This window comes from Acinetobacter sp. FDAARGOS_558 (assembly GCF_003937785.1).
In the GTDB taxonomy this organism is placed as follows: Bacteria; Pseudomonadota; Gammaproteobacteria; order Pseudomonadales; family Moraxellaceae; genus Acinetobacter; species Acinetobacter baumannii.
Genome location: NZ_RKJH01000001.1, coordinates 1,766,459 through 1,781,788, shown reverse-complemented (window position 1 = coordinate 1,781,788; position 15,330 = coordinate 1,766,459). Strand labels below are relative to the sequence as shown.

Below are 15,330 nucleotides of genomic sequence, written 5' to 3'. Positions count from 1 at the left end.
TTTTATGATTAAAGGTTATTTAGAGTGCCTTCTGGTAATACAGAAATTACGCTGGCACGCTGAATTTTTACTTCTACACCACGGTTAAGTTCAACAACCGCATAGTCACCTTCAAGTTTAGTTACTTTGCCCATTAAACCGCCAGCAAAGACAACTTCGCTACCAACACCCAAGCTTTCGATTAAAGAACGGTGTTCTTTTGCACGTTTTGCTTGAGGACGCCAAATTAAGAAATAGAAGATTGCAACGAATACAACAATCATCAAAATGTTTGGTAAAAGGCCAGGGCTTTGGGCTGCTGCTGGAGCTGCATGTGCAGTAGAAATGAACAAGCTCATTTTAATTTCCTAAAGTTAAAAAATATGAGTCAGATACCTGACATAATCCTAATTCGTTTTGCAATTTACCTTGTCTTGAGGTTGAGCGCAAATCTCGCTTATTCATCGACAGGGCATGGTGGAACTTCTAATCCACGACGGGCATAAAAGTCCTGAACAAATTCATCAAAAGTGCCATTGTCTAATGCATCACGCATACCTTCAGTTAAACGTTGGTAATAACGTAAGTTATGAATGGTACCAAGCATAGACGCCAACATCTCTCCACACTTCTCAAGGTGGAACAGGTAAGCACGAGTAAAGTTCTTACAGGTATAGCAATCGCAGTGTGGGTCAAGTGGTCCTTGGTCATGACGATATTTACTATTACGAATACGTACCAGACCATCAGTGACAAAATAATGACCATTACGTGCGTTACGTGTTGGCATTACGCAGTCAAACATATCGACACCACGGCGCACCGCTTCAACGATATCTTCAGGTTTACCTACACCCATCAGGTAACGTGGTTTGTCGTGCGGCATTTTGTTTGGAAGATAATCTAAAACCTTGATCATCTCTTCTTTCGGTTCACCAACTGACAAACCGCCAATTGCGTAACCGTCAAAGCCGATTTCAAGTAAGCCATTTAAAGACTCATCACGTAAGTCTTCATACATGCCGCCTTGAATAATGCCAAATAACGCATTTTTATTTTTAAGTTCATCGTGGTGATGAGTCTTACAGCGTTTTGCCCAGCGCAAAGAAAGCTGTAATGATTTTTGTGCTTCTTCATGTGTCGCAGGATAAGGCGTACATTCATCGAAAATCATGACGATGTCAGAGTTCAATACATGCTGAATTTCCATTGAAATTTCAGGCGATAAAAAGACTTTTGAACCATCAATTGGAGAGCGGAAAGTAACACCTTCTTCCTTAATTTTACGCATAGCGCCAAGACTAAATACTTGGAAGCCGCCAGAGTCAGTCAAAATTGGCTTATTCCATTTAATAAAGTCGTGCAAGCCGCCGTGTTGCTTGATCACTTCAAGGCCCGGACGCAAATATAAATGGAAGGTATTACCTAAAATAATTTGTGCCTGAATATCTTCAATATCACGTGGCAGCATGCCTTTGACTGTACCGTAAGTCCCCACCGGCATAAAAACAGGGGTTTCAACAACACCATGTTCTAAAGTTAAACGACCACGACGGGCACGACCCGACTGACCTAATTTTTCAAACTTCATTTAAAAATCCTGAACAATAGCAAGCAATGCCTTAGGGCAGTGCAAGGGCGAAAAAACAGTTCGCTGCTAAAAAGAGGGCTATTTTCCTTGATTCTGCGACGTAGTTCTACTACTAAATGTAGCTGACTATAAAATCGGTCAAATTTCCGGTTGACCGATTGCTTTTTTACCTCGACTAAAAGTTCGGTTTATAGTCAAAATTGTCAGTAGCCAAATTATCTCGAAAAGGACGAATTGTTTTTTTAGATAAAGTCATCGTATTGATAATATTATTTGGGAACACTTCAATCTGATTATTAAATACTTCGACGTTGCGGTTAAAAATGCTGATTGCCGCGCCGACATTTTCGTTTTGTTCCTGAATATCATCCATCATTTTGCCATAGAGCGTATCTGCTTTTAGTTCAGGATAGTTTTCAACCACCACATTTAGGCTACGGATTAGCTCCTTACTCATTTTTTCAATCTGTTGTAATTGAGCAATATCAGTATGATCGACATTCAAACTTAGAATTTGCTGACGTAAAGCAGTTACTTGTTCTAAAGTTGACTTCTCGAACTGAGTATATTGATTGAGTGTGGTTTCTAGTGCTTCAAGTGTTTTTACTTTCTGGCGTTCGAAATTGGCAACCTCAGCCCAAGCGCGTTTGGTCGCATTGAAATAACGCACAATGTTATTGCGAATGTGGATGCCCCAAGCAATCAGTACAACGAAAATCCCCAAGAAAATGAATAAGCCTGTCATTTTTACTTCTCTTATTGTTATTCCCTCATTATGCCCTCTAACTTCTTATTTTTTTAATAAGTTGCCAGTTCAGCAGTACGAGAGATTTATTTAATTAAATTAAGCATGAATTGCTGAAATTTTTCATATTGCGGCATAGTCATGGTACGTAAGTGACCACGTAATGCGGGAATATCATGAATTTCACTACGTTTACTGGTGGTTTGAAAAAGATCTTGCTCACCGAGATAACATAATATTTGCTCTTCATGATGATAAATTAAATCCCCGCTAAAATGTTGAAAAAAATCATGAAGTTTTAAAGTTAGACTTGGACTCATTTCTTTAGCTAACTGGTGCTGGTCGGTTCCGAAAATACTCAGTTCTTGGTTAATGAGAATGTCGCTACTTTGCCATTCGCTTAAGTAAGGCTCAAAAAAGCGAGAATGTTGATTACTTACAGCAATACCTAAAGCTGGAATTTGAAAAATAAAAGCGCCCCATAAGTCTTTATGAATCTCTTTTACTATTTTTTTATCGCTGTTTTGGTCTTGAAGAATAGGTAAATTATTTACATAGTGGTATTTAAATAGCAGGACTTGATGATCTGTAATGCCGTCATTCCATGTTACTGAAGCAAACTCGGTAATTTCATTCGCTTCATTGCCTCGGTTAAAAAGTGGAAAGTGTTGTTTTAATTTGCTTAAGACTAAAATGGGTTGGGCTTGTATTGGAAGATAAGCTGGTAACTGCTGAAACTTTAGGCCATAACGTAAAGCAGTCATACGCTGTTCTAAATAATGAATAACTTCAGTTAAAGGTTTTTGCGGTTCATAGAGCAAATAGGCGAGGAAACCAGTTAAAAATGCCCATAATAGACTCCAAATATATTGAATATGAGGATGAAAAAAATATCCAAACAATAGCGTCGTAATACTGCAAATACTTAATAAATACGACAGGGTATTCACAAAACGAAGGTTATGATCTTCACGCCATGGATGTAATGCGTTTAAGAGTTCTTGATCTGTTTGTGACTTTTGTCCAGCATCCCAAAGTCGGGCAATATTACGAAAGACTTGTGTATTTTTTTTACGTCTTATATGAAGTGCTTGTTGTATGGTATCAATCGGCATGAAAGTAATGAGTTGATTATCATAAAGTGCTAACTCTAGATTATCTTTTAAATTGAAAGAGATAAATAGAAATACTAAGACTATTTTTATTTTAATTATAGATGCTGGGTTAAACCTCGAATTAACTTATAAGATTTAACCCAGCTTTAGTTTTTAAACTTCTAATTTATCAATCAGCATTGCATCGCCATAACTAAAGAAGCGATAGCGATCTTTAACGGCATGTTCGTAAGCAGCCAAAATATTTTCTCTATTTGACAATGCTGAAACTAACATGAGCAGGGTAGACTCAGGTAAATGGAAGTTAGTAATTAATCGGTCTACGATGCAGAACTCATAACCTGGATAAATAAAGATTTGCGTATCACCAGTCCATGCTGCGATTTTTCCGCCATGCGCTTGAGCTGCACTTTCTAAAGCACGTGTTGCAGTTGTACCGACAGCAATCACTTTATTACCGCGTGCTTTAGTTGCCAAAATTAAATCAATAGTTTCTTGAGGAACATCACACCATTCACTGTGCATGACATGATTCGTAATGTCATCAGTACGTACAGGCATAAAAGTACCTGCACCGACGTGAAGAGTCACAAACGTTTTCTTAACGCCTTTTTGGTCTAACTTTGCTAACAACTCTTCATCAAAATGCAAGCTTGCTGTTGGGGCAGCCACACTGGCAATTTTTTCTGGATTATGGAAAACCGTTTGATAGCGTTCAGTGTCAATTTCTTCTGCTTCACGATTGAAGTAAGGCGGAATAGGTAACTGACCATATTGCTCGAGTACTGGCAAAATTGGTTGTGAAAACTCAACGACAAATAAGTTTTCGTGACGGCCACGCACAATCACAGGAATATTGTCTGCACCGACAAAAAGCTCAGCCCCTGCTTTAGGTGAATTACTCGCTTTAATATGGCAATACGCTGTGGTGTGATTCAGCATACGCTCAACCAAAATTTCAATCGCCCCACCTGTGGCACGTTTTCCTTTCAGTCGAGCCTTCATGACTTTGGTATCGTTGAGTACCAATAAATCGCCTTCTTCGAACAGATCAATAATATCTGTGAACATATGATCGTGATATTGGCCCTTAGCATCTAAATGCAATAAACGCGAAGCACTACGTGTTTCGAGTGGGTAACGGGCAATAAGTTCATCGGGTAGTTCAAAGGAAAAGTCAGACAGTTGCATATTTGAGAAAAAACACCGCAAAAATTGCGCCTAGTATAAACTTTTTCGCTTTTTAATGGCTGTGCTTCTGGCCTAAATCATGAAAAATGTTTAAATGATCTAAAAGTGAACGATAATATTCACTTAGGGTTTGACAAGTTTTGCAAACGCGCTAATATACGCAACACAAACATACTTCCTCTCCCGAGGTGGTGAAATTGGTAGACGCGGCGGACTCAAAATCCGCTGTCAGAGATGACGTGTCGGTTCGAGTCCGACCCTCGGGACCAAGATTCAGAATCTTATGATTCTACGAAAACCCCTAAGCTAACGGCTTAGGGGTTTTTTGTTGGTCTAATTTTTATTGTAGAAAGTTTAGAAAAGCTTAGATACTATTACGTGTCAAGACTTTATAATAATTTTTGGGGTGTGGGATGAGTGATAGTGGATTAAGTGATAAATTTAATCAAACTTATAAATCTTTTAATAAATTATTTACATATATAGATAATTATCGTGCCTCTGAGTTTAATAGCTATGCATCAAATAGATTAATTGTTTTAGGCGACTTAAAAAAAGAAATAAATAATTTATTTGAACAGTTCCTAAAAAATAGTAGTCTTGATTCAATAAATTTTAATATTATTAATTTTTATATCAGTGATTTAGAAAATGTCGTTGAGGGTATTAGAGTAAATGAAGATCCTAGGAGAGTCGAAAAATTTTATGGAGAACTTGTTGATATAGTAGAAAAAATTCACAAAGAGTTAAGGGCGAATTATTCAAATAGAGAAATAAATAAAAAAATTGAGTATTTAGATACAAGTATTAAAGATGTAAATGAGTTAAAAGAGCAGATCAAGAATAAAGATACGCATGATATTTATGAAATAGCTGCAAATGAAAATCAGGATAGGGCTGATAATTCTAGAATGGCTTTTATAATTTTAATTATTTTTTCAATAATAATAGTTTGGTTTTGTTCAGTTACTAAAACTTATTTTGGATTAAAGGATTATGATTATTGGTTTTTTAAAGGAACTTTAATCTTAACTTCTGTGACCTTGATTACTTACTTTTTAAAGCAATCAGTTAAATATCAAAAAATTGCGGACCAATGCCGACAAACTAAAATGGAATTAGAAGCTTTTCCAAGTTTTGTTGCAAGTTTTACTACAGAGGATCCACAAATTATTGAGATTAGGAAAGAGCTTGCACTTAAATATTTTGGTAGAGAGCTTGATAATAAAACAAATGATGAAACAAGTAATATTCTGCAAGATCAAATGAAAAACACGACTGAAATGGTTAAAACAGCTATGGAAGTACTTAAAAAGACGGGGAATTCATGAAAATTTGGGAACGTTGTTACGTTGAGCAATAATAAAAAATATTAAAGTTCGATAAATTTTTTAGCCGGTTTTTGATTGTTATACTTTAGTTACTTAGATACTATTAGAGTATCTAAGTTTTATAAAATTGTTAAGAGGTATGTGGTAATGTCAGATAAAAATACTATTAATATTCATGCCGCCATTATTCATAGAATTTTAAAAGAACAAGATCAAAAGCGGGAGGATGCAACCCCACCTGTAATTAGATCAAATTTACATACCAACAATGAACAAACAGTAAAGTTAATTCAATTTTTAGATCGTGAGCTTAGTAAGTATGGTCTTGCACATTCAATTTCTTCAACATTTGAGCAAAGCACAACACTGAGCAAAAATATTAATGATTATTTGTTTAATGAGGGTGACTTACAGGTTGAAGATGATGAAAGTGAAACATTAATTGAGTTTGAGACAGAATTACAAACTAGATATAGACGATTAACTAATAAGCTTACACATGCTTTACATTATTGGATTTATAGTGAATTAAAAACTAATGGAGATCATTTGCCAATTATTTTCTATGAAGAGAATAATACTAATTTCCTTTATATGGCATTATTAAGTTTAAGGCCATCTATTACAATAAATGAATCAACTGGTGAAATTATTGATACTTCATTAATAGATACCCAAGCTTTGAAAGTTGCTTTTAAAATAGATTTAGATGCAATGAAGCTTCATTCAAATTCGGATGCAAGTATTAAACCTAGTAATTATATATCTTGGATACAAAAGGGTAATGATGATATTCCCAAATATATCCAAAAATATATTCCAATTATGTACAGTATCGATGATAAAATTTCAACTCGAAAATTAATGGACACCTTAGGAGAATATTTAGCCCAAAGTGATTTTTCCAATGAAATTTCTAGTTTAATTCATGAGGAAGTACTTACTCTTCTAAAAACAAAAGCTGCTCAGAAAAAGCCAATTAATATTATTGAAGATATTGATCCGATTATTGAAAATAAAGCTCAAGTCCATGGAGTCGACATAACAGAGAATAACTTTAAATCTTTCCGGGCAACCAATGGATATGGGGAGCATGATCTAGATGCTAGTAATATATTTTCCCCAGCAAGTGCAACATTAACAAGTTTTGAAAAATTTACTTTATCTATTGGTAATCAAAAACAAATTAAAATTTCTGGTAGAAAGGCCGATATAGAGCATACAATAGTCCTTCATGATCAAGATGAAAATACGCCTTATATTAAGGTTGATCTTAAGAAGGAAGAGTTGCCTGAAGCCCGAAAAGTTTTAAAGAAAAGAAAGCCTTATGAATCAGACAAAAGTGAGGATTGAGTCTCTACTCAAAATTAGTCATGATGTAACCTTTGATGAACAAAACATCAAAGGTTACGCTTGTCTTAAAACTGAAGAAGATCTTGCCCTTTTAAATGAGTTTAATGATGGTTTGATTGCTGATTTAAGCTGTAAGCTTGAGGTTTACAGATTTAATATTGGGGATGAAGTTAATTACACACTATCTTTATACCATACAGGTCAACAGTTCGCTTCTTATGAAAATTTTATATTACATCAAATGAATTTTACTAATAATACTATTTTATCTGATGAATATGTTATTTATGAAGAAAAATATAAAGTAGATCATGGTGAAAAAGCAATTTCTAATATTTTGAAGTTGTTTTCTGATTTTATCAAAATTTTATCAGAAAAGTACTTCTATCGTGATAATCAAATTGTCCTGTTTTCTAAAACACATTGTGAAATTAGTGTCCAACCACGTTACTATGAAAAGTATCTTGATCTTGCAAAAGTTTATAATGATTTAAGTTTAGATCAGTCATTGAAAAATTTTATAGATTGGCTATCGATTGAAAGTAGTAGTAATGACCAAGGTTTAACTAATGCTTTGGAAGTGCATAAAAGTGAACGCTATTCTATTGCTGCTTCTGAATTTGTAGATCATTTAATTACATTTGAAAAAAATGAACGCGTTTTCTCTCTGTTGAAGAATATAGACACTATTTATCAATCAACTCTTTCTAAATATTCACTATATTTGGAAGATTTTAAATATTCTAAATTCACAGATAAAATTACAAAACATTCTGAAGAATTTTTAAATAGAGTAAATAAAGTTATTTCTGACTTACAAAGTCAAATTTTGGCAATACCTCTTGCTATATCTCTTATTACTGTTTTTAAAGAAAATGAGAAGGTCAATGTTTATATATATGCTGGTTTTTTAATTTATTTAATAATGGTGTTTTATGCTTGTTGCCAACAAGCATATAATTTGATTCATATTAAAGCTCAAATTAACCAGTTTAATGAATATGCTAATTTACCTAAGGATTTATCACCAGAATGGAAAAAGGAGATTAAACCTGTTAAGACGAAAATATTCTGGCATGAATCTTTTTTAGTATTAGTAGCTTTATTTATTGGCTTTTTAATTGGTATTTGTATTATTAATATACCCTATCTATATGAAATTATTTTATTTTTAATTTCTTTGAAAACATTTTCTTTTGTATTGGTTTTTTATTCTTTTATTAAATTCTTCTTTTATTAAATTTTATTCTTTTTGAGAGTGTTATTTGTTAATAAAGCCCCATTGAAGGGGCTTGGCGTTATGCGACAAGGTATAAGAACATGGAACTACTTAAAATAATGCCCATGATCATGCCGATTAAGATTGGGTATAGCCACATTTATTGCTCCCATAGTGGAACGGTTGATTAAGTTTAAGTACGTTTTTGTTTTGGAGATCTTCTTCCTTATAAAAAGCCTTCATTTCACGGATGTATCGAGTAAATTGATAATCCAGAATCAACCAAAAAATAATGAGGGCTAAAACAAGAATAACGATGAAAAAGATTAGGAAATTTGTCATTTAAAAGTACCTTTTTGAAAGTTTTTCTTGTGTATTTTTACATTCAACACAAAGGTTTACAGAACCATAGCGCTGACGCTCAACAGGAATATTATTTCCGCATTCTTCACATTCAGTTAGGGAAGGGCGGCTAAAGTCTTTTGCTTGAACTCGAACCTGTTTAAATTGTACTTCTTAAAAATTTAAAATTAATTTTTATCTCTTTTTTAGCTAATTTTGACTTCCTATTTCTTATTACTTACAACTCTTTCTTCCAAAAAAATTGTTGTATTTTTCTAAAGCATACCCACTTTATGTATCTGAAAACCTTTAATTGAAACTTCACATTTCTATTTCGAAAAGAAAGTTGCTCTTTTAATGTACTGTGTTAAAGTTTGTAGTAGATCATAATGATTATAAGTACATTCTTCAAAAGAGCGGTTCCGACCGACAATGACAAAATCTGTGAGGCGGGCATGACACAGCGATTAGAACTACATCAGGTAGAGCAGTTAACAGCTTGTAAAATATCACTATTACTTGGATTAAATGCCGAGCAGAATTATATTGAGCAATTTTTCCGGTTTAGTCTTCGCCTGTTGAAGTGTCAAAAAGCTTTGCTTACTTTTAATCAGGAACCTTATTTTTGGCATCATTGCCCAGATGGCATGACTGCAATTTCCTTTAAACCTTCAAGACACCTAAAACAATGTTTTGCTAAACAACAGGTGATTCATCACAATCATCCTTCTTATCAAAATTTAATCAACTATTTAAAAGAGCTAAATATTGAATGTGGGCGTGCCTTAGCTGTCCATTTGGTGCAGCCTGACCAGACCTCTATGGGATTTGCAGTTTTCTTCGATGACGATGAAAATTGTTTTGAAGATGATCAAATTCAGTTGCTTCTCGATTACTGTTCTAGTTTTATGCAACAAGTCGAGTTGAAGTTTAATTATGAAGAATTAAATGAACTCTATGAGCAGCAAGTCGCACTGAACTCGAGTAAAACAAAGTTCTTTTCCATTATTTCGCATGACTTGCGGGCACCATTTCATGGCTTGTTAGGTTTCTCCGAAGTGTTAGCTAAAGAACGTGAAACACTGGATGAATCGAGTATTCAAAACATTGCCGATTATTTATACGACACTTCTCAATCGACCTATAACTTACTTGAAAGTTTGCTGACATGGGCAATGGCCGAAGGTGGTCGCTTTGTTTATCACCCAATTAATTTTAAGCTTAGACAAGTGAGCAATATTGTTTGTGATGTGCTGCATACTTTGGCTTTAAAGAAAAATATTGAATTGGTAAATGCGGTTTCCGAAGATTTAAAAATCTATGCCGATATCAATATGATGACTTCCGTGATCCAAAACTTGGTGTCAAATGCATTGAAATTTACCGATGTTGACGGTTCTGGAAAAGTGTTTATTGAAGCGAAGCAGGTGGGTGCAAATGTCGAAATCACTGTACGTGATACAGGGCTTGGCATGACTGAACAGCAAATGGCAAATTTATTTCATCCGCGTATTACAGCAAGCTTTAAAGGCACCGCTGGGGAAAAAGGTGCGGGTTTAGGTTTGAGCTTATGTAAGCGTTTTGTCGAGATTAATCAGGGGAAAATTAGTGTAACTTCCCAAAAAGGAGTGGGAACGACATTTAAAGTTTTATTACCCTCTGCTCAAGAAGTTCCTGAACATCATGTAGAACAACAAAATACATCTGAAGCAAAATTGGTTTAATCCCTTTTCCTACTACTACTTGAACTGCTATAACTAAAAAGAGAGTCTGAGGAAAAGAGCTTTTTTATATGAATGCGGAGCAGTTACAAAAAACATTGCGTGCCAGCCAATATGCTGAACAAGTTTTAGGGTTACATCAGGCTGTTTTAGAACAAGATTATCAAATAGATCAATTTGCTGCACCGCTCTCAACAGAACAAATTTACCAACTTGTAGACACCACCCTTGACGGAATTGGCGATGAAATAACGTGGATGCGTGCGCTTCGTATACTGCGCAGTCGTTTAATGTTTCGCTGGATCTGGCAAGATGCCAATCAACTGACGGATGTCGTTACACTTACTCGTGAACTTTCAGACTTTGCCGATGCAAGTATTTGTGCCGCAAAGGCTTTTGCTCGTGTTGCATTGGTTGCTAAACACGGCGAACCATTAAGTTATTCAGGCAAAGTTCAAGATTTGATTGTGGTTGCCATGGGTAAGCTTGGGGCACAGGAATTAAATCTATCAAGTGATATCGACCTGATTTTTGCCTTTGATGAGCAAGGCGAAACCAACGGTCGTAAATGTATTGATGTACAGCAGTTTTGTATTTTGTGGGGACAAAAACTTATTTATTTACTTGAACATATCACCGCAGATGGTTTTGTGTTTCGAGTAGACATGCGCTTACGGCCTTGGGGAGATGGCTCTGCATTAGCGATTAGTCATGCAGCTTTAGAAAAATATTTAAGTCAGCATGGCCGTGAATGGGAACGTTACGCATGGATTAAGGCACGCGTTGTCACTGGGGGTAAAGAAGGGCAAGACTTATTAGAAATGACACGTCCTTTTGTATTCCGCCGTTATGTCGATTACACCGCTTTTGCTGCCATGCGCGATATGAAAGCGATGATTGAGCGCGAAGTATTACGCCGGCATATTGAAGATGACATTAAACTCGGGGCAGGCGGTATACGCGAAATTGAGTTTATTGTTCAGGTGTTCCAGCTTATTTACGGCGGTTCTAAACGTGAGCTGCAAGACCGTCAATGTTTAGTTAGTCTTGAACATATTGGTGAGGCAGGCTTGTTAGAAAAACAGGCCGTACTAGAGCTTGAAGATGCTTACCTATTCTTACGCCGTGTTGAACATGCAATTCAAGCCTTGAATGATCAACAAACGCAACTATTACCAGAAGAAGCAGATTTACGACAACGCATTATAGATACTTTGGGTTTTACGAGTTGGAATGAATTTATTGATGTTCTTAACGAGAAACGCCAAAAAGTAAAAGTTCAGTTTAAGCAGCTCATTGAAGACACAAGTTCCAATGCAGCTACCGAGAACTTTGGACAGTTAGAGCAGCAGCTAGATGAAGTGTTAGATGATAATGCAAAAAATCTGATTCATGAGTTCTGGCATGGTCATGCACTTAAAAAACTTCCTTCCAATGCCGTGCAGCGTTTAAAAACATTTTGGCCCCATTTAATTGAAGCCATTTTACAGTCTGAACAACCACAAACTGCATTATTACGTTTAATGCCACTGATTGAATCAGTCATGCGTCGAACCGTCTATTTGGTAATGCTGATTGAAAGTAAAGGGGCATTACAACGCTTAGTAAAAATGGCGACAGTGAGCCCGTGGATTTGTGAAGAGTTAACGCAATATCCGGTATTGCTGGATGAGTTCTTGTCGATGGACTTTGAATTACCAAAACGTAAGGACTTGGAAGACTCATTACGTCAGCAATTACTTCGTATCGAAATTGATCAGGTTGAAGATCAAATGCGGGTACTTCGCCTGTTTAAAAAGAGTAATGTGTTAACGGTCGCTGCAAGTGATGTGTTAGCTGAAAGCCCTCTTATGAAGGTATCTGATGCTTTGACAGATATTGCAGAAGTCAGTGTTAATGCAACTCTTAATTTAGCTTATCAGACCGTAGCAAAGCGTCATGGTTACCCAAAAGATGTCGAGGGAAAACGTTGTTCACTCGATTATAAAGCTTTTGCTGTCATTGGTTATGGCAAGGTGGGTGGCATTGAACTGGGCTATGGTTCGGACTTAGATCTTGTCTTTATTCACTATCTAGATGAACAAGCCGACACGGATGGTACTAAGTCAATAACTGGTTTTGAATTTGCTATGCGTGTCGCTCAAAAGTTTATGTCTTTAATGACCACTCAAACGCTTGATGGCCGCGTTTATGAAATTGATACACGTTTAAGACCTTCAGGTGAGGCTGGTTTATTAGTGACAAGCCTGAAAGCCTATGAGCATTATCAGTTGAAAAGTGCATGGCTTTGGGAGCATCAGGCATTAGTTCGTGCGCGTTCTATTGCAGGTGATGAAGCGCTTTGCCAAAAATTTGAAATATTTCGCCGCGAGATATTGACTCAATCTAGAGATGAGGCTTATGTTCGTGAGGAAGTGCTGAAAATGCGTCAGAAAATGAAAGACCACTTAGGTTCATCTTCTGAACAAAAAAAACATGGTATTTTTCATTTAAAACAGGACGCAGGTGGTATCGTAGATATCGAATTTATGGCACAGTATGCTGTACTTGCATGGAGCGGGACGAAACCCGATCTCGCCCATTATTCTGATAATGTAAGAATATTAGAAGATGCTGCTAAAGCAGACTGCTTATCCAGTGAAGATGCCACAGCATTAATTCGAGCCTATCTTAGTGAACGTGCCGAAAGCCACCGCTTAGCCCTTGCGAATCAATCCATGCAAGTAAGCGCAGCGGACTGGCGTAGTACCCGTGCGGTCGTTTGCAATTTATGGCAAAGATTAATAGACCCAACCGCCTCGGTTGAGTTGGATAGTGAATGATTTTATAACAATTTGGAGTGTTCCATGAATTTGGCTGATCGTGATGGTTTTATTTGGCAAGATGGACAATTAATTGATTGGCGTGATGCAAAGATTCACGTTTTAACCCATACTTTACACTACAGTATGGGCGTATTTGAGGGTGTTCGTGCTTATGAAACTCCTAAAGGTACTGCAATTTTCCGTCTTCAAGACCACACAAAACGTTTGTTAAATTCAGCAAAAATTTATCAAATGAAAGTGCCGTATGATCAAGCAGCGCTTGAACAAGCACAAATCGATGTTGTTCGTGAAAATAAATTAGCTTCTTGCTATTTACGTCCACTGATCTGGATCGGTTCAGAGAAACTTGGTATTGCAGCAACAAATAACACTATTCATGCCGCTGTTGCAGCATGGGCATGGGGTGCATATCTTGGTGATGAAGCAATGGCGAAAGGTATTCGCGTTAAAACTTCATCATTTACTCACCATCATCCAAACGTGACCATGTGTAAAGCAAAAGCATCTGGTAACTACACGTTGTCAATTCTTGCTCACCAAGAAGTTGCACATTCGGGTTACGATGAAGCAATGCTTATGGACCCACAAGGTTATGTATGCCAAGGTTCTGGTGAAAACGTATTCTTGATTAAAGATGGTGTTTTACACACTCCAGATATTGCGGGTGGCGCACTTGACGGTATTACACGCCAAACAGTGATGACGATTGCTAAAGATCTTGGTTATGAAGTTGTTGAGCGTCGTATTACGCGTGACGAATTCTATATTGCCGATGAAGCATTCTTCACAGGTACTGCTGCTGAAGTAACACCAATTCGTGAATACGATGACCGTCAAATCGGTGCGGGTTGCCGTGGCCCAATTACCACTGAAATCCAAAAGACTTTCTTTGATGCAGTTCAAGGTAAAAATCCAAAATATGAACACTGGTTAACTTACGTAAAATAAGTTAATCCGTTAACATGAAAAGGCGAACGTTGGTTTCGCCTTTTTATTTTTGGGTTTGGGAGCTTTTATGCATATTGTCTATGTCTCTGATGGTAAAGCAGGGCATCGCTCACAAGCTTTAGGCTTGTTTCAGGCGATGCAAAGACAGCAGGCAAATGCAACTTTTGAAGAAGTCTCTATTAATGACTTGCCTGTTATGTCCTTAATCAAAGCGCTTTTTTCTTCAAAAAAATCTCTATTTCAACAGGCACCCGATTTTATATTTGGTGTTGGAAGTCATACGCATTTTCGTGTCTGGTTGCTCGGTAAAATTTTCAAAAAGGCTAAGACCATTATTTTAATGAAGCCAAATTTACCGACGGTTTGGTTTAATTATGCTGTGATTCCAGAGCACGACGGTATTCCTGCGAATAATCGAGTGATTGTTACGCGTGGGGCATTAAATCCCATTCGTAATGAAAAACGCCATCAAGCTTCTAGAATTTTAATTGCATTAGGTGGTTCATCAAAACGGCATCAATGGAACCAAGAAAAAGTATTATTAAGCGTGCAAAAGATTGTTGAGAATAATCCGGATGCCGAAATCATTCTAACGACTTCACGTCGAACACCAGCAGAGTTTATTGATATTTTAAGACAACAAAGTTTTGCCCAGCATTTACAAATATTTCCGGTTGAGCAAACACCTCAAGGCTGGATTTTTGAAGAGATGCAAAAAGCAGAAGCTGTATGGGTAACAGAAGATAGCGTTTCTATGGTTTTTGAAGCACTTACTGCGGGTTGTCGCGTAGGGGTCATAGCAATCGATCGGTTGAAAGACGATAGAATTACGCACTCGATTGATCAAATGATAGAATCACAACTAATTTCACAGAATACTTGTGTCGTACAGTTACCACAACCTTATGCTTTTAAAGAAGCAGACCGTGTGGCAACATATCTTTTAGCGAAAAATTAAATTTTTTATTTT

12 protein-coding genes, 1 tRNA gene and 1 pseudogene are annotated in these 15,330 nt (G+C 36.5%); 8 read left to right on the top strand and 6 right to left on the bottom strand.

Annotated elements, in window-relative coordinates:
• Window positions 1-8 precede the first annotated feature (8 nt).
• The 5 genes from yajC to queA form a co-directional block, all read right to left on the bottom strand.
• Window positions 9-338, bottom strand: coding sequence for a preprotein translocase subunit YajC (gene yajC, locus EGT34_RS08505; protein WP_000051669.1), 330 nt, complete (start codon window positions 336-338; stop codon window positions 9-11).
• 98 nt (window positions 339-436) lie between these two features.
• Complete coding sequence (gene tgt, locus EGT34_RS08500) at window positions 437-1,570, bottom strand: tRNA guanosine(34) transglycosylase Tgt (RefSeq protein WP_000667231.1); 1,134 nt, start codon at window positions 1,568-1,570, stop codon at window positions 437-439.
• Between the two features lie 175 nt (window positions 1,571-1,745).
• Window positions 1,746-2,315, bottom strand: a complete 570-nt coding sequence (locus EGT34_RS08495; RefSeq protein WP_000147160.1) for a LemA family protein — start codon at window positions 2,313-2,315, stop codon at window positions 1,746-1,748.
• An 86-nt stretch (window positions 2,316-2,401) separates the two neighbouring features.
• A complete protein-coding gene (locus tag EGT34_RS08490) occupies window positions 2,402-3,430 on the bottom strand; it encodes a hypothetical protein (protein ID WP_001121102.1) in 1,029 nt (342 codons plus the stop codon).
• A gap of 153 nt (window positions 3,431-3,583) precedes the next feature.
• On the bottom strand, window positions 3,584-4,621 hold the full coding sequence (gene queA / locus EGT34_RS08485; protein ID WP_001177138.1) for a tRNA preQ1(34) S-adenosylmethionine ribosyltransferase-isomerase QueA: 1,038 nt from the start codon (window positions 4,619-4,621) through the stop codon (window positions 3,584-3,586).
• Between the two features lie 182 nt (window positions 4,622-4,803).
• Here queA and EGT34_RS08480 point away from each other — a divergent pair.
• The 4 genes from EGT34_RS08480 to EGT34_RS08465 all read left to right on the top strand — a co-directional run bounded on the left by EGT34_RS08480 (window position 4,804) and on the right by EGT34_RS08465 (window position 8,545).
• A tRNA-Leu gene (locus tag EGT34_RS08480) sits at window positions 4,804-4,890 on the top strand.
• A gap of 144 nt (window positions 4,891-5,034) precedes the next feature.
• On the top strand, window positions 5,035-5,952 hold the full coding sequence (locus tag EGT34_RS08475; RefSeq protein ID WP_001284000.1) for a hypothetical protein: 918 nt from the start codon (window positions 5,035-5,037) through the stop codon (window positions 5,950-5,952).
• A 147-nt stretch (window positions 5,953-6,099) separates the two neighbouring features.
• Window positions 6,100-7,305, top strand: coding sequence for a nucleoid-associated protein (locus EGT34_RS08470; protein ID WP_001280987.1), 1,206 nt, complete (start codon window positions 6,100-6,102; stop codon window positions 7,303-7,305).
• Window positions 7,280-8,545, top strand: coding sequence for a hypothetical protein (locus EGT34_RS08465; protein ID WP_024437257.1), 1,266 nt, complete (start codon window positions 7,280-7,282; stop codon window positions 8,543-8,545). Before EGT34_RS08470 ends, EGT34_RS08465 begins: the two co-directional genes overlap by 26 nt.
• 321 nt (window positions 8,546-8,866) lie before the next feature.
• On the opposite strand, the pseudogene EGT34_RS08455 reads toward EGT34_RS08465, so the two are convergent.
• A pseudogene (locus tag EGT34_RS08455) lies at window positions 8,867-9,040 on the bottom strand (TraR/DksA C4-type zinc finger protein); the annotation flags it as partial.
• A 281-nt stretch (window positions 9,041-9,321) separates the two neighbouring features.
• On the opposite strand from EGT34_RS08455, the gene EGT34_RS08450 reads away from it, so the two are divergent.
• From EGT34_RS08450 to EGT34_RS08435, 4 genes are all read left to right on the top strand, one after another.
• A complete protein-coding gene (locus EGT34_RS08450) occupies window positions 9,322-10,590 on the top strand; it encodes a sensor histidine kinase (protein WP_000194109.1) in 1,269 nt (422 codons plus the stop codon).
• A gap of 68 nt (window positions 10,591-10,658) precedes the next feature.
• A complete protein-coding gene (gene glnE, locus EGT34_RS08445) occupies window positions 10,659-13,409 on the top strand; it encodes a bifunctional [glutamate--ammonia ligase]-adenylyl-L-tyrosine phosphorylase/[glutamate--ammonia-ligase] adenylyltransferase (protein ID WP_000990834.1) in 2,751 nt (916 codons plus the stop codon).
• A 24-nt stretch (window positions 13,410-13,433) separates the two neighbouring features.
• Complete coding sequence (locus EGT34_RS08440; protein WP_001046506.1) at window positions 13,434-14,360, top strand: branched-chain amino acid transaminase; 927 nt, start codon at window positions 13,434-13,436, stop codon at window positions 14,358-14,360.
• A 67-nt stretch (window positions 14,361-14,427) separates the two neighbouring features.
• Entirely contained in the window at window positions 14,428-15,318 is an 891-nt protein-coding gene (locus EGT34_RS08435) for a mitochondrial fission ELM1 family protein (protein ID WP_000548421.1), read from the top strand.
• Window positions 15,319-15,330: the final 12 nt, after the last annotated feature.

Coding starts and splice junctions, on each gene's coding strand:
- EGT34_RS08435 (WP_000548421.1), top strand. CDS start 14,428: ATGCATATTGTCTATGTCTCTGATGGTAAAGCAGGGCATCGCTCACAA.
- queA (WP_001177138.1), bottom strand. CDS start 4,621: ATGCAACTGTCTGACTTTTCCTTTGAACTACCCGATGAACTTATTGCC.
- EGT34_RS08475 (WP_001284000.1), top strand. CDS start 5,035: ATGAGTGATAGTGGATTAAGTGATAAATTTAATCAAACTTATAAATCT.
- EGT34_RS08490 (WP_001121102.1), bottom strand. CDS start 3,430: ATGCCGATTGATACCATACAACAAGCACTTCATATAAGACGTAAAAAA.
- EGT34_RS08450 (WP_000194109.1), top strand. CDS start 9,322: ATGACACAGCGATTAGAACTACATCAGGTAGAGCAGTTAACAGCTTGT.
- EGT34_RS08495 (WP_000147160.1), bottom strand. CDS start 2,315: ATGACAGGCTTATTCATTTTCTTGGGGATTTTCGTTGTACTGATTGCT.
- glnE (WP_000990834.1), top strand. CDS start 10,659: ATGAATGCGGAGCAGTTACAAAAAACATTGCGTGCCAGCCAATATGCT.
- EGT34_RS08465 (WP_024437257.1), top strand. CDS start 7,280: ATGAATCAGACAAAAGTGAGGATTGAGTCTCTACTCAAAATTAGTCAT.
- tgt (WP_000667231.1), bottom strand. CDS start 1,570: ATGAAGTTTGAAAAATTAGGTCAGTCGGGTCGTGCCCGTCGTGGTCGT.
- EGT34_RS08470 (WP_001280987.1), top strand. CDS start 6,100: ATGTCAGATAAAAATACTATTAATATTCATGCCGCCATTATTCATAGA.
- yajC (WP_000051669.1), bottom strand. CDS start 338: ATGAGCTTGTTCATTTCTACTGCACATGCAGCTCCAGCAGCAGCCCAA.
- EGT34_RS08440 (WP_001046506.1), top strand. CDS start 13,434: ATGAATTTGGCTGATCGTGATGGTTTTATTTGGCAAGATGGACAATTA.